The organism is Pseudomonas sp. MD195_PC81_125 (assembly GCF_014060985.1).
Lineage (GTDB): Bacteria > Pseudomonadota > Gammaproteobacteria > Pseudomonadales > Pseudomonadaceae > Aquipseudomonas > Aquipseudomonas parakoreensis.
Window position 1 is genome coordinate 15,237 of sequence record NZ_JABULD010000040.1, and the last position, 15,067, is coordinate 30,303.

8 protein-coding genes and 1 pseudogene are annotated in these 15,067 nt (G+C 59.5%); 4 read left to right on the forward strand and 5 right to left on the reverse strand.

What is annotated here, in order from left to right:
• Position 1 precedes the first annotated feature (1 nt).
• From pgm to HT737_RS02305, 4 genes are all read right to left on the reverse strand, one after another.
• The gene (pgm, locus tag HT737_RS02290; RefSeq protein WP_182401280.1) at positions 2-1,648 is read right to left on the reverse strand and encodes a phosphoglucomutase (alpha-D-glucose-1,6-bisphosphate-dependent); all 1,647 of its coding nucleotides are present in this window, start codon (positions 1,646-1,648) and stop codon (positions 2-4) included.
• A 96-nt stretch (positions 1,649-1,744) separates the two neighbouring features.
• Positions 1,745-3,145, reverse strand: coding sequence for a GntR family transcriptional regulator (locus HT737_RS02295; protein ID WP_182401282.1), 1,401 nt, complete (start codon positions 3,143-3,145; stop codon positions 1,745-1,747).
• A gap of 48 nt (positions 3,146-3,193) precedes the next feature.
• Positions 3,194-4,654: a hypothetical protein gene (locus HT737_RS02300; protein ID WP_239776708.1), complete on the reverse strand. Its 1,461-nt coding sequence runs from the start codon at positions 4,652-4,654 to the stop codon at positions 3,194-3,196.
• A gap of 547 nt (positions 4,655-5,201) precedes the next feature.
• Positions 5,202-6,224, reverse strand: a complete 1,023-nt coding sequence (locus HT737_RS02305; protein ID WP_047294577.1) for a zinc-dependent alcohol dehydrogenase family protein — start codon at positions 6,222-6,224, stop codon at positions 5,202-5,204.
• 270 nt (positions 6,225-6,494) lie between these two features.
• Here HT737_RS02305 and HT737_RS02310 point away from each other — a divergent pair.
• Positions 6,495-7,423, forward strand: a pseudogene (locus HT737_RS02310) (LysR family transcriptional regulator).
• Between the two features lie 16 nt (positions 7,424-7,439).
• Here HT737_RS02310 and HT737_RS02315 read toward each other — a convergent pair.
• A complete protein-coding gene (locus HT737_RS02315; protein WP_182401284.1) occupies positions 7,440-8,618 on the reverse strand; it encodes a sugar transporter in 1,179 nt (392 codons plus the stop codon).
• Positions 8,619-9,044: 426 nt separating this feature from the next.
• Between HT737_RS02315 and mexE the strand changes: the two genes are divergently transcribed.
• Genes mexE through HT737_RS02330 form a run of 3 tightly spaced genes read left to right on the forward strand, consistent with a single transcriptional unit; the run spans position 9,045 to position 14,923 of the window.
• Positions 9,045-10,298, forward strand: coding sequence for a multidrug efflux RND transporter periplasmic adaptor subunit MexE (gene mexE / locus HT737_RS02320; RefSeq protein ID WP_047294597.1), 1,254 nt, complete (start codon positions 9,045-9,047; stop codon positions 10,296-10,298).
• A 15-nt stretch (positions 10,299-10,313) separates the two neighbouring features.
• On the forward strand, positions 10,314-13,502 hold the full coding sequence (locus tag HT737_RS02325; protein WP_121185579.1) for an efflux RND transporter permease subunit: 3,189 nt from the start codon (positions 10,314-10,316) through the stop codon (positions 13,500-13,502).
• A complete protein-coding gene (locus HT737_RS02330) occupies positions 13,502-14,923 on the forward strand; it encodes an efflux transporter outer membrane subunit (protein ID WP_041064275.1) in 1,422 nt (473 codons plus the stop codon). Before HT737_RS02325 ends, HT737_RS02330 begins: the two co-directional genes overlap by 1 nt.
• The last annotated feature ends 144 nt before the right edge of the window (positions 14,924-15,067 follow it).

Sequence of the window (15,067 nt, forward strand, 5' to 3'; positions counted from 1 at the left end):
ATCACTTGGTGCTGATTGCGCCATCCACCAGCGTTTGCGCTTCAGCCACCAGTTGCTTCAGGTGGTCGTCGCCAATGAAGCTTTCGGCGTAGATCTTGTAGATGTCTTCGGTGCCGGAAGGACGTGCAGCGAACCAACCGTTTTCGGTCATCACCTTCAAACCGCCGATGGCCTGATCGTTGCCCGGCGCATGGCTGAGAATGCTCTGAATCTTCTCGCCCGCCAGTTCGGTCGACGTCACTTGCTCCGGCGACAGTTTGCTCAGCAGGGCTTTCTGCTCAGGGTTGGCCTTGGCATCGACGCGCACCGAGAACGGTTCGCCCAGCTCATCGGTCAGAGCGTGATAGACCTGGCTTGGGTCACGACCGGTACGCGCAGTCATTTCAGCCGCCAGCAGAGCTGGAATCAGGCCGTCCTTGTCGGTGCTCCAGACGCCGCCATCCTTGCGCAGGAACGAAGCGCCGGCACTCTCCTCGCCACCAAAACCCAATGAGCCGTCGAACAGTCCATCGGCAAACCATTTGAAGCCGACCGGGACTTCATACAAGCGCCGACCCAGGCGCTTGGCCACACGATCAATCAGGCCACTGCTGACCACGGTTTTACCCACGGCAGCGTCGGCGCGCCATTGCGGGCGGTTCTGGAACAGATAATCGATGGATACCGCCAGATAGTTGTTCGGTGCCAGCAGACCGCCTGAAGGCGTAACAATGCCATGACGGTCGTGATCCGGGTCGCAGGCGAACGCCACGTCGTAACGTTCCTTGAGACCGATCAAACCTTGCATCGCATGGCTGGACGATGGGTCCATGCGAATCTGACCGTCCCAATCGACCGTCATGAAACGGAACGTCGAATCGACCTGTTTGTTAACAACGTCCAGATCAAGACGATAATGCTCGGCAATTGCCGACCAGTAACGCACCCCTGCTCCACCCAGCGGATCGACACCCAGGCGCAATTTGGCGCCACGAATGGCATCGAAGTCGATCACGTTGATCAGGTCGGCGACGTAGGTGTTGAGGTAGTCATGGCGGTGCGTGGTGCTCGCCTTGAGCGCCTGCTCGTAGCTGATGCGTTTGACACCCGCCAGCTTGTTGGCCAGCAGTTCATTGGCTTTGGCTTCGATCCACTTGGTGATATGGGTGTCGGCCGGGCCGCCATTGGTAGGGTTGTATTTGTAGCCACCACTTTGTGGCGGGTTGTGCGACGGCGTGATGACGATGCCATCGGCCAGGCCAGAAGTACGGCCACGGTTGTAGCAGAGAATTGCATGCGAAACCGCCGGCGTCGGCGTGTATTCGTCACCTTCGGCGATCATCACGGTCACGCCGTTGGCTGCCAGCACCTCCAGCGCACTGGCTCCGGCGGGGGTCGACAGTGCGTGAGTGTCGATACCGACAAACAACGGGCCATCAATGCCCTGTGCTTCGCGGTACAGGCAGATCGCCTGGCTGATCGCCAGAACGTGCCACTCATTGAAGCTCAGGTCAAAGGAGCTGCCCCGATGCCCGGAAGTACCAAACGCCACACGCTGGGTGGAAATCGAAGCGTCCGGTTGGCCGGTGTAATAAGCCGTTACCAGTCGCGGGATGTCGACCAACAATTCTGCCGGTGCCGGTTTGCCCGCAAAAGGACTGATAGTCATGCAAAACCTCTGAAATAGAGTGGTTCAGGAAATACAGCGCAGTTTACTGGCAGTTTGACCGCAGCGCGACGGGATCTATCCGACGCTTTCCAACGTTCATTCCACAGCAGCCAGGCGCAATGCATCCCCGAGCATTGCAATCGCCCCGCTCAAGCCGGTTTCCCCCTGATCCAGTAGATTCAGACGCAGATGCCGACGGTGCAAACCCTGCAAACTGAACAGCTCTCCCGGCGCGATCAGAACCTGCTGTCTGAGCAGGCGCTGAAATACATCGCGCATGTCCACCGGACGCTTTGCTCGCACCCAGACGGTTGCACCGCCCTGCGGCTCAACGACCTGCAGTGCATCGCTCAAGCGCTCGCGCAGCAAGTGGATCATGGGCGCCCGACGCTCCCTGAGCAGCCGACGAAGGACATGCAGATGCTGATCGATCCGACCGTTTCCATACAGTCGAGCGATCGCTTTCTGGCGGATGGGTGACAGTCGGAACGAACGCATCAGGAAATGCCGCAGTAGTTCGCTCTTCCATTGGCGCGACAACACAACCCCGTAAGGTGCTTCGATCCCCATGAATTTCTCGAACGTGGAGAAAACCATCAGCCGTTCGGGATCCAGCAAGTCACGCAGGCACCCGCCGTCCATTGCTTCGCTGAGTTCACCATAACAATCGTTTTCCAGCACCCAGGTGCCGTGCTTGACAAGCAACCCGGCGATGCGGCTGCGATTATCTGCAGGAACCTGTGTGCCACGCGGCATGCACAACCCCGAAGAAAGCACAATCAACCTGACATCTTCAGTATTGAGCAGCGCTTCCAGGCGCTGCGGTTCCAGCCCGCCGCAGGCCTGCAGCGGCAATTCGATTACGCGTACCTCTGCAGCCTGAAGCAGCCGCAGTATGACCCAGTCGCAGGGCGACTCGACCAGGACCGTTGCATGTTTCAGCTTCAGAACGGCAACCAGAATTTCCAGCACCCCGCGCAGATCCGCACCGATGTAGACATCTTCGGCGTGCCAGCACTGCTGCGGTGAAGTGGTATAGCGGGCTGCCACGACTCCGCGTAATTCAAGCTCGCCGCAAGGCTGGTCAACCAGCGTTGATTGCCGGGGATATTGCCGCAGCAGTTCGCGTTCGAGTAAGAGCAACGGGCTGTCCAGCGATTGCACGGAGACCGGGTCTTCGGCGCTCAACAGCCGCATTCCCGGGCGCCGCGTATTGATGTAGAGCGTTTCAAGCAGGTCATTGCCAATAACTGGAGACGACAGCCCTGCTGATGCCCGTGCGTAATACCCGGACTTGGCAACTGAATAGACCCGCCCTTCCTTCTCCAGCAACGAATAAGCGTATTGAATGGTCGAAATCGACACGTTCAGACGCTCTGCCAGCTGACGCAGCGAAGGTAGCTTGGTGTTGTCATCACCAGCCGTCTCCGCCATCAATCGCATCAGGTAACGATAGACGGCCTGATAAGCGAAACCAGGCTCTCGTACAACCCTCATGATCCCGATGCCGGGACGACGGGGGTCCTGAAAGATGCATCGCTCACCTCAGCGCTCCGCTGACCGGCTACTCACACCGGTGTCGGCATTACCAGCATCCGCCGCCTCTCCTGCCGACCGGCCAGCACCACGGATCGGCAACGGCTCCATGGCATAGAGATGACCGATCAGACTGACTGGCAGCCCACTGACATCCGTCATCCATTGCAACACTTGCTCGGGGCCGTGCAGCCCTTGCATTGCCCGGTGCAAATCGGGCAATGCCACCAACATGCCGGGATGACAACTGCGCAGAAACCGCTCAAGCCCGGCCCCCCGTTCGATGAACGGCGTGAACAGCAAACACACCCATTGCGCTTCGTTAAGACCGTAGGTCTGGTGCAGAGCTGTTGCCGCCTCTTCACGCAACTTCTCAGTCTGCTGTAACCCTAGCCTCGCGATCATCTGTTCACAAACCGGATCCGGCACCTGCATTTGCTGCATTCTTACCAGCATGCGCTGAACATGTTCCGCAAAACCGCATTCATAACCGCTTCCGTCAATATACTCGGCCTCAAGACCGCGAAGATGAGCCTCAATCAAAGGATCGGCGTATTCACCTTCGCCCTGATGAAACACCCATTCCTCCGCCTGAAACCCGAGAAACTCGCTAAGCAACGGCCAGCGCTCCTCCAGCTTGCCCACTGCCATGTCGTGAATATCGAGGAATGTAGTGCGACGGCACGACTCGAATCCGTCTTCGGGACGCCAGCGCAATAGTTCGGATTCGGCGTAAAGACCGCGATACAGATCCCCCCCCAGGCCGTCGAGAATCGCGAACAAATCATCGAATGAGACGGCATTGGATGGCGGAGCCTCCAGGCCGGCTTTCTGCACCGCTCGCGCGAGATCATTGATGAATTGCTTCTGGCGCCGCGGCGACTCACTGGCAACCCAGGCGTCAACTCCATTGTTCCAGCGGGCAATCTGGCCGCAAAACTCGGCCCGCGCCAGGCAAACGTCGTCCCACAATTCAAGCTGCTCGTCCCTCGCCCGGCGGTGCCCCATCATCAATAGATTGATGCGATTGGCGTCCGCACTCTCCTTGTCAGGTGATTTCAGGTGATTGAACGGCAGTACTTGACGGTGATCCACCATCAGCAATTCGACCCGCGGGTCATCGTAAAGAAACAGTGCAGCAAAGCTGCGATGCAGATTGTCGAGTGGGGCACCGCCCATGCCGCCGCTGCGCAGGATGGCGACACGCAACTTGAAAGTGGCCGGGGCGCGGCCGGCGATACTCAGTTGAGCGGCACGCAGCAACGCCAGGGTATAGCAGCTGTCGCGAGTACCGGAGGGGGTCACCAGAACCTTGTAGTCACCCATGCGTTCCGCTCCGCCGGCGGCGACCATCAGCCGCTGGATCAGGAGCTGCAGTGCAGTCCGTTCGGCTCTGGAAAAGAAACTCAGCAAACGTTGCAGTACTTGCTGGTAGACATAGTTCATTGCCTGATCATGGATCGTGCTCATCAGTACTTTACCCGGCGTAAAAAATTCATATCGCGCATCAATGAAGACACTGGCGCGATAAATTCATCAATAAGTAATAGACGATCAAATACTAACACTTATGATTTTGAAGTTATTTGAAACACATGTACCCAAGATGCTGGCAGAGACACCATCAAAAGTGACGCAAGCCATTGTTTACATTGGGTTTTATCTGATAGAAAAATATCTGAGGAAACTTCTTACAACGTCCCACGAACTTTGAGTACAAGAAAAGCAGAACGACGATAGGAAAGACCCTACACCGATTAAACAGAAACCGACGCATCGTTCGCGAGATAAAATTAAACACGGGATAAATAACAGAACGCACAGACATGGCTCATTCCTTGAGATGAAAGTAATCATTCAATTATCAGGGCTTGGAGGGCGATTAAAAGATACAGGTCGCGAGCAAAAACCGGTTCAGATGCACAGACAGCCAGGCACTGAATCCGGCAACTGTTGTGATGGCAAGGGCGCAACACGCTGGAGTCCGTGGGGCCACGGACTCTGATCGGAGGGGGGGTTACGCGGGTTCGACCTGCAGGGCGACCCGCTCGCGGCATGGGCATTCGTCCATGTAACGATGCGCTTCAACGAACTCGTTGAACGGGAAGACCCGAGTCTTGAGCGGCAGCAATACGCGGTCGGCGGTGAGCTGGTTGATGTCACGCAGGGCCCGCTGCAAGGCGACGTGATCCTGAGTGATACCGAGCTCGGGTTTGCCGGTGAAATTGCCAATGCAGTGCACAAAGAACTGGATGTTCTTCTGAAAGGCCGCACAGGCCGGGAATGGTGTCTGATTACCGCCTTGCAGGCCATACAGGACCAGGCTGCCACGCGGCGCAAGCACATCACCGAGCAACGACATCTGCGGGCCGCCAAGACCGTCAAAGACCACATCGACACCACGGTTGTCGGTGATCTTGTTGATTCGCATCAACAGATCTTCTTCCTCGGTGACGATGACTTTCTCGGCACCCAGCGACAACAGGTATTCACGCTCATCTGCGGTTTTCGTCGCGGCAATCACCCGCACCCCCATGGCTTTGCCCAACTGGACAAAGGACGGACCGGCGCAATGGCTGGCGTCAGTGACCAGGGCAAACTGCCCGGGTTTGACCCGCGCCAGATCGGCATAGGCGAAATAGGCGATCAACAGCGGCGTGTAATGCACGCTGGCTTCGATCGGGCTGAGCACGTCCGGATAGCGAGTCAGCGCGGTTCGTGGCAATACGATCTGCTCGCCGTAGACCGGGTAGTCGTTCGGGCTTTCGGCGGGAAAACTGGCCACCTTGTCGCCAACCGACAGGTCGTCGACACCGTCACCGACCGCCGTGACCACGCCGGCCATTTCATGGCCGAGACCGGACGGCAAGCGTGCCTGGGACGAGGCCAGGTTCTGACGCCAGAGAATGTCATACCAGCTGATGCCGATCGCTTCGACACGCACCTGCACTTCGCCAGGACCTGGCTGAGCGGCCGCATGCTCTTCGCATTTGAGCACCTCGGCCGGACCAAACTTGTGAAAACGGATCGTGCGGGACATCGCAAACCTCGTCAAAGTAACCTCTAATGCCCTGAACTCTATCTGGGCTTTTGACCCAAGACTATCAGTGGCTATTAATAGTCGACATGCCTGTCATTGATTCCGCAGTATGAACGGCATTGGCAAAATCGATGAAAAAAATGCCGCAACCGGCTCGGTAAAGCTGAATTTAGCGGTGCAGAGTACCAGCCTTTCCCCGTAATATTCATGCCGGCCATTGTTCTCATATGGTCGCTCTCGTCAAGCTTGATGACTCTGCCAGGACTCCAGATGAATCGTAATGACCTGCGTCGTGTCGACCTGAACCTGTTGATCGTATTCGAAACGTTGATGCACGAACGCAGCGTGACCCGTGCCGCCGAGAAGCTGTTTCTCGGCCAGCCGGCGATCAGTGCAGCGCTCTCGCGCCTGCGCAGCCTGTTCGATGACCCGTTGTTCGTGCGCACCGGACGCAGCATGGAACCGTCCGCTCGCGCCGTGGAAATCTTCGCCCTGCTCTCCCCGGCACTCGACTCGATTTCCACCGCCGTCAGCCGAGCGGCGGACTTCGATCCGGCCACCAGCACTTCGGTATTTCGCATCGGCCTGTCCGACGACGTCGAATTCGCCCTGCTACCGATGCTGCTCAAACGCCTGCGCGCCGAAGCACCGGGGATCGTCCTCGTCGTGCGCCGGGTCAACTACATATTGATGCCAAGCCTGCTGSCTCCGGCGAAATTTCCATCGGCGTCAGCTACACCACCGACCTGCCGGCCAACGCCAAACGCAAGGTGCTGCGTCGCAGCCAGCCGAAGCTGCTGCGCGCCGACACCGTGCCCGGCCCGCTCAGCCTGGATGACTACTGCGCGCGTCCGCATGCGCTGGTGTCGTTCGCCGGCGACCTGAGTGGCTTCATCGATGAAGAGCTGGAGAAACTCGGGCGCAAGCGCCACGTGGTGCTGGCCGTGCCGCAGTTCAACGGCTTGAGCACGTTGCTGGCCGGTACCGACATCGTTGCGACGGTGCCGGATTACACGGCGGATGCGCTGACGGCGGCGGGCGGTGTGCGCGCAGAAGATCCACCGTTGCCGACGCGCACGTTTGAGCTGCACATGGCCTGGCGTGGATCGCAGGACAACGATCCAGGGGAGCGCTGGTTGCGGTCGCGGATTCAGATGTTTTTCGGGGATCCTGACAGCCTTGAGCTGCCCGCACATTAAGCAGGCAGCCAAAGGCTCAAGTCCTCGGCCGGCTGATGCGATAGATCGACACGCAGTAAGACGCCAACGCCAACGCCGCCAGCATCCCGCCGACAAGCCCGACGTAAGCAAAGCCGAACTGGCTGCCGACCCAACTGCCCACCAGTGCCCCGCCGCCGATGCCGATGTTGTAGATCCCGGAAAACAGCGCCATCGCCACGTCGGTGGCGTCCGGCGCCAGCACCAGGACTTTCGACTGCAGCGCCAGCCCGAAGCCCATGATCGCCATGCCCCAGAACACACTCAGCACGCCGAGGTATGAGACGTTGCCGCTGAACGGCAACAGCAACGCCAGGCACAAGGCGAGCACCGATACGCAGATGATCAGAAAACGTTGCGGGTTATAGCTGTGCAAATAGCTGAACAGCAGCGAGCCGAAAATGCCGGCGCCGCCGAATAACAACAGCAGCAGCGTCACCACCTCACCGCTCATGTTGGCCACGGTCAGTACGAACGGCTCGATGTAGCTGTAGGCGGTGAACTGGGCAGTCACCACCAGAGCTGTCAGGACATAAACGGATACCAGCGCAGGTCGCTTCAGCAATATAGGCAGGCTCTTGAGCGAGCCCGAGTTCTGGCTGGGCAGCAACGGCAGCACCTTCGCCAGACAGAACACCAGTGCTGCCGCGAAGCCCGCGATCACGATGAACGTGGTGCGCCAGCCCATGGCCTCCCCCAGCAAGCGGCCGAGGGGAATGCCCAGCACCATCGCCAGCGAAGTACCGGTTGCGAGCAAGCCCAGCGCCTGAACCTGCTTGCCCGGCGGAGCCAGGCGCACGGCCAGAGAAGCGGTGATCGACCAGAACAGCGCATGCGATAGCGCCACGCCGATCCGGCTCACCAGCAGCACCCCGAAGCTGGTCGCCAGACCCGACAGAATGTGGCTGGCGATAAACATTGCGAACAGCACGAGCAACAGTTTGCGTCGCTCGACGTTGCGCGTCAGCAGCATGATCGGCAGCGACGTCAGAGACACCACCCACGCGTAAATGGTCAGCATCAGACCGACCTGCGCCGTCGACATGGCGAAGCTGCTGCCGATCGAGCTCAACAGCCCGACCGGCACAAACTCGGTGGTGTTGAACACAAACGCGGCCAATGCCAGGGCAATGACTGCGTACCAGTTGCCGGTGTTTGTCGCCGTAGAATCACTCATTGAACGTCTTATTACTCGTCGATGATCGCGCGCGAGCTGTGCGCAAGCGATCTGTGCCCATCTGTCGGTGACTCGTACACCGATTGCCGAATGCGTTCAGGGGACGCCGGGTACACTGAACAAGCCACAAGAACCCGCGCTGTTCGGTCATTTATTGGCCGCTCAGGGTCGATAGGAAGCAAGTAATGGTGCGGTGAATCTGCTTCTGCGCGCGAGCAATTTCAATGTCTGTGGATTCTTGCCCGATCCGCAACACACATTTGTCATCAAACCAATTGATAGCACCCTAACGAAAGGTGCATGCTAGAGGGCTCGAATCGCTCTTATATCATTCCGAATGATAGTTACCTTTGCTTCATTCGATTCGTGCCATCACAGCCCGCCGAGCATCATCCGCCCATCTTCAATACATTGGCGGATGATTCCATGGAACAGTCACTCAAACATTTGCGCTTCCCCTTGGCCATGCTGGCCGTGCTGGTGATGAGCGCTTGCGGCAAGACTCCGGAGACTGCCGCCACCATGCCCGCTGCCAAAGTCAGCGTGGCCAAGGTGCTGGAACAACCGGTCAACGAGTGGGACGAATTCACCGGGCGCCTCGAAGCGCCGGAAACCGTTGAAATCCGTCCGCGGGTCTCCGGCCAGATCGACGAGGTGGCGTTCACCGAAGGCGCGCTGGTCAAGAAAGGTGACCTGCTGTTCCAGATCGATCCGCGTCCTTTCCAGGCAGAAGTTCGCCGTCTCGAAGCGTTGGTAGCCCAGGCACGCGCCAATGCCACCCGCAGTGAAAACGAAGCCGGTCGCGGCGAACGTCTGCGCGCCAGCAACGCGATCTCTGCTGAACTGGCCGACTCTCGCACCAGTGCCGCACAAGAGGCCCGCGCCGCCGTCGGCGCCCTGCAAGCGCAACTGGATCTGGCCAAACTGAACCTGAGTTTCACCCGCGTCACCGCGCCAATCAGCGGCCGCGTCAGCCGTGCCGAGATCACCGCCGGCAACCTGGTGACCGCCGACACCACACCGCTGACCAGCGTGGTTTCCACTGACAAGGTCTACGCCTACTTCGACGCTGACGAGCGTGTGTTCCTCAAATACACCCAACTCGCCCGCAACGGCCAACGTGGCGCCACCACGCCGGTGTACATGGGCCTGTCCAACGAAGACGGCAACCCGCACCTCGGTCAGATGAACTTCGTCGACAACCAGGTCAATCCGAAAACCGGCACCATCCGTGGTCGCGCGGTGTTCGACAACAGCGACGGCACCTACACCCCGGGCCTGTACGCACGGCTGAAACTGGTCGGCAGCGGTACCTATAACGCCATGCTGATCAACGACGAAGCGGTCGGTACCGACCTCGGCAAGAAGTTCGTGCTGGTGATGGATGCGGACAACAAAACCGCTTATCGCGCCGTTGAACTGGGGCCGAAGATCGAAGGCCTGCGCATCGTGCGCACCGGTCTGAACAAGGACGACACGATTATCGTCAAGGGCCTGCAGCGGGTACGTCCGGGTTCGCCGGTGACGCCTGAAGTGATCCCGATGGCCAGCGAGCAGACCCTTGCCGCTCTGGCTCAACAACGTCAAGCGCTGGAAGCCAGCAACCTGCCCAAAGTCGCACCTGCCAAAGGTGCACAGGGTACGGCTGTGAAGCTGGCCGCTACGACCCCACGCGGTTAAGGGACGACAACTCCGATGAATTTTTCCCAATTCTTCATTTCACGGCCGATCTTCGCAGCGGTGCTCTCGCTGTTGATCCTGATCGCCGGTGCGATCTCGCTGTTCCAGCTGCCGATCAGCGAATACCCGGAAGTGGTGCCACCGACCGTGGTGGTACGTGCCAACTTCCCGGGTGCCAACCCCAAAGTCATCGGTGAAACCGTGGCCGCTCCGCTGGAGCAGGCCATCACCGGCGTCGAGAACATGCTGTACATGTCCTCGCAGTCCACTGCGGACGGCAAGATCACCCTGACCATCACCTTCGCGCTGGGCACCGACCTGGATAACGCGCAGGTACAGGTGCAGAACCGGGTGACCCGTACCGAGCCGAAACTTCCCGAGGAAGTGACGCGCATCGGTATCACCGTCGACAAGGCCTCGCCCGACCTGACCATGGTTGTGCACTTGACCTCGCCGGACAAACGCTACGATATGCTCTACCTGTCCAACTACGCGATCCTCAACATCAAGGATGAGCTGGCGCGTCTGGGCGGTGTCGGTGACGTGCAACTGTTCGGCATGGGCGATTACTCGCTGCGGGTCTGGCTCGATCCGAACAAGACCGCTTCGCGCAATCTGACTGCCACTGACGTGGTGACGGCGATTCGTGAGCAGAACCGTCAGGTTGCTGCCGGTCAGCTCGGTGCGCCCCCTGCCCCGAATGCCCAGAGCTTCCAGTTGTCGGTCAACACCCAAGGCCGTCTGGTGTCCGAGGAAGAGTTCGAGAACATCATCATCCGCTCCGGCGACAACGGTGAGATCACTCGTCTCAAGGACATCGCGCGTGTCGAGCTGGGTTCCAGCCAGTACGCCCTGCGTTCGTTGCTGAACAACCAGCCAGCGGTCGCGATCCCGATCTTCCAGCGTCCAGGCTCCAACGCCATCGATATTTCGAACGAAGTTCGCGGCAAGATGGAGGAACTGAAGAAAGGCTTCCCGCAAGGCATGGACTACAGCATCGTCTATGACCCGACGATCTTCGTGCGCGGCTCGATCGAGGCGGTGGTTCACACCCTCTTCGAAGCGCTGATCCTCGTGGTGCTGGTCGTGATCCTGTTCCTGCAGACCTGGCGCGCCTCGATCATTCCATTGGTGGCGGTGCCGGTGTCGTTGATCGGTACGTTTGCGGTCATGCACCTGTTCGGCTTCTCGCTCAACGCCCTGTCGCTGTTCGGCCTGGTGCTGGCGATCGGTATCGTGGTGGACGACGCCATCGTGGTGGTGGAGAACGTCGAGCGCAACATTGAACTGGGGCTCAACCCGTTTGATGCGACCAAAAAGGCCATGGGCGAAGTGACCGGCCCGATCATCGCGACCGCACTGGTACTGTGTGCAGTGTTCGTTCCGGCGGCATTCATCTCCGGCCTCACCGGGCAATTCTACAAGCAGTTCGCGCTGACCATTGCGATCTCGACCGTGATCTCGGCGTTCAACTCGCTGACGCTGTCGCCAGCACTGGCCGCCGTGTTGCTCAAAGGGCATGACGCGCCGAAAGACCGCTTCTCCAGGATTCTCGACAGGATCTTCGGTGGCTGGCTGTTCCGCCCGTTCAACCGTTTCTTTGACAAGGCCAGCCATGGCTATGTCGGCACGGTGCGCCGCGTGATCCGCAGCAGCGGCATCGCTCTGCTGCTGTATGCAGGCCTGATGGTGCTGACGTTCTTCGGTTTCTCCAGCACACCAACCGGTTTCGTACCCGGCCAGGACAAGCAATACCTGGTGGCCTTCGCGCAACTGCCGGACGCCGCGAGCCTGGATCGCACCGAAGACGTGATCAAGCGCATGTCCGACTTGGCGCTGAAACAGCCTGGCGTGGAAAGCGCCGTAGCGTTCCCGGGCCTGTCGATCAACGGTTTCACCAACAGCCCGAACGCCGGCATCGTGTTCGTGACCCTGAAACCGTTCGATGAACGTAAAGACCCGAGCATGTCCGCCGGTGCCATCGCCGGGGCCTTGAACGGTCAGTACGCGAACATTCAGGAAGCGTACATGGCGATCTTCCCGCCACCGCCGGTACAAGGCCTGGGCACCATTGGTGGTTTCCGCCTGCAAATCGAAGACCGGGGCAACCTGGGCTACGACGAGCTGTACAAGGAAACCATGAACATCATCGCCAAGAGCCACAACGTGCCGGAACTGGCTGGACTGTTCACCAGCTACACCGTGAACGTGCCGCAAGTCGATGCCGCCATCGACCGCGAAAAGGCCAAGACCCACGGCGTGGCCGTCAGCGACATCTTCGACACCCTGCAGATCTACCTGGGTTCGCTGTATGCCAACGACTTCAACCGCTTCGGGCGCACCTATCAGGTCAACGTTCAGGCTGAACAGCAGTTCCGCCTCGAATCCGATCAGATCGGTCAGCTGAAAGTGCGTAACAACAAGGGCGAAATGATCCCGCTGGCGACCTTCATCAAGGTCAGCGACACCTCGGGCCCGGATCGCGTGATGCACTACAACGGCTTTATCACCGCTGAAATCAACGGTGCGGCAGCCCCTGGCTACAGCTCCGGCCAGGCCGAAAAAGCCATCGAAAAACTGCTCAAGGATGAACTGCCAAACGGCATGACCTACGAGTGGACCGACCTGACCTATCAGCAGATTCTGTCCGGCAACACCGCGCTGTTCGTGTTCCCGCTCTGCGTATTGCTGGCGTTCCTGGTGCTCGCCGCTCAATACGAAAGCTGGAGCCTGCCACTGGCGGTGATCCTGATCGTACCGATGACCCTGCTGTCGGCCATCACCGGCGTGATTGTCTCCGGCGGCGACAACAACATCTTTACCCAGATCGGTTTGATCGTATTGGTGGGCCTGGCCTGTAAGAACGCGATTCTGATCGTCGAATTCGCCAAGGACAAACAGCTGGAAGGCCTCGACCCGCTGGCTGCGGTACTGGAAGCCTGCCGTCTGCGTCTGCGGCCGATCCTGATGACTTCGTTCGCGTTCATCATGGGTGTGGTGCCACTGGTGTTCTCCAGCGGTGCCGGTGCCGAGATGCGTCACGCCATGGGTGTGGCCGTGTTCTCCGGGATGCTCGGGGTGACCTTCTTCGGTCTGTTGCTGACGCCAGTGTTCTACGTGTTGATCCGTAACTTTGTCGAACGCGGGGAAGCCCGCAAAGCGGCCAGAGCGCACGCTCTTCAAAAGCCACTGGAGGCGCAATAATGAGTCTGAAAGTCTTCCTGCCGAGTCTTCTGGTGCTGGCGCTGAGCGCCTGTGCCGTCGGCCCCGACTACAAGACCCCAGCCACGGAGGCGGCCAATATCACGGCCGCCACCGATGGCGCCGCCGGGCAAAAGAACTTTGACCGTTCGAAATTCGAAGGCATCTGGTGGCAGCAATTCGACGATCCGACCCTCAACCAGTTGGTGACGCAATCGCTGCAAGGCAACCGTCAACTGCGCGTGGCGTTCGCCCGCTGGAAAGCCGCCCGGGCGATCCGCGACGACGTCAGCAACGACGCGATGCCGACCATCACCAGCCGCGCCAGCAGTGATCTGGCCAAGGGACAAATCCCCGGCCAGACCACCAAGCGGGTCAACAGCGAGCGCTACGATCTGGGCCTGGACATGGCCTGGGAGCTGGACCTGTTCGGCCGGATCCAGCGCAATCTGGAAGCCAGCGACGCCGACCAGCAGGCGGCCGAAGCCGATCTGTACCAGTTGCAAGTCACGATGATTGCCGAACTGGTCGACGCCTACGGTCAACTGCGCGGGGCGCAACTGCGCGAGAAAATCGCCGTGGCCAACCTGGAAAACCAGCAGGAGTCGCGCAAGATCACCATCAGCCTGCGTGACGCCGGCGTCGGTGATCAGCTCGACGTCGAACGTGCCGATGCGCGTCTGGCCTCGGTCGAAGCCAGCGTGCCGCAACTGCAGGCGGAACAGGTTCGGCAGAAAAACCGCATCGCCACCCTTTTGGGTGAGCGTCCGGACAAAATGACCGTGGACTTGAGCCCGAAAGACTTGCCGGCAATTGCCAAGGCTTTGCCGATCGGTGATCCGGGTGAGCTGCTGCAACGCCGTCCGGACATCCTCAGCGCCGAACGCAAACTGGCCTCGGCCACCGCGCGGATCGGTGTGGCGAAAGCCGATCTGTTTCCACGGGTCAGCCTCAGCGGGTTCCTGGGCTGGACGGCCGGGCGTGGTTCGCAGATCGGCTCCTCAGCGGCCAACGCCTGGGCACTCGGCCCAAGCATTACCTGGGCGGCGTTCGATCTGGGTAGCGTGCGCGCCCGCTTGCGTGGCGCCGATGCCGATGCCGAAGGCGCACTCGCCACCTACGAGCAGCAAGTGTTGCTGGCGCTGGAAGAATCGGAAAACGCCTTCAGCGATTACGGCAAGCGTCAGCAACGGCTGATCTCGCTGATTCGTCAGAGTGAATCGAGCCGCAAGGCTGCCGACCTGGCTGAAATCCGCTACCGCGAAGGCACCACCGACTTCCTCGTGCTGCTCGACGCCCAGCGTGAACGGCTGAACGCCGAAGACAGTCAGGCCCAGGCCGAAGTCGATCTGTATCGCGGCATCGTCGCGATCTACAAGGCCTTGGGTGGTGGCTGGCAGCCAGAAACCGTCGCCAGCAAGTAAAGGTTTTCAAAGCGCTCCTTTGGTTGGCCGCAACCAACCAATTTTTTGCCCCGCGTATCATTCGGTCGCGGGGCTTTTTTGTGCCCGCCCCTGTAGGAGCTGCCGCAGGCTGCGATCTTTTGATCTTGAACATCAAAGTCAAAA

Excerpts from the sequence above, each read along its gene's own strand:
- pgm (WP_182401280.1), bottom strand. The coding sequence starts at position 1,648 with ATGACTATCAGTCCTTTTGCGGGCAAACCGGCACCGGCAGAATTGTTG.
- HT737_RS02295 (WP_182401282.1), bottom strand. The coding sequence starts at position 3,145 with ATGAGGGTTGTACGAGAGCCTGGTTTCGCTTATCAGGCCGTCTATCGT.
- HT737_RS02305 (WP_047294577.1), bottom strand. The coding sequence starts at position 6,224 with ATGTCCCGCACGATCCGTTTTCACAAGTTTGGTCCGGCCGAGGTGCTC.
- HT737_RS02315 (WP_182401284.1), bottom strand. The coding sequence starts at position 8,618 with ATGAGTGATTCTACGGCGACAAACACCGGCAACTGGTACGCAGTCATT.
- HT737_RS02330 (WP_041064275.1), top strand. The coding sequence starts at position 13,502 with ATGAGTCTGAAAGTCTTCCTGCCGAGTCTTCTGGTGCTGGCGCTGAGC.
- HT737_RS02300 (WP_239776708.1), bottom strand. The coding sequence starts at position 4,654 with ATGAGCACGATCCATGATCAGGCAATGAACTATGTCTACCAGCAAGTA.
- HT737_RS02325 (WP_121185579.1), top strand. The coding sequence starts at position 10,314 with ATGAATTTTTCCCAATTCTTCATTTCACGGCCGATCTTCGCAGCGGTG.
- mexE (WP_047294597.1), top strand. The coding sequence starts at position 9,045 with ATGGAACAGTCACTCAAACATTTGCGCTTCCCCTTGGCCATGCTGGCC.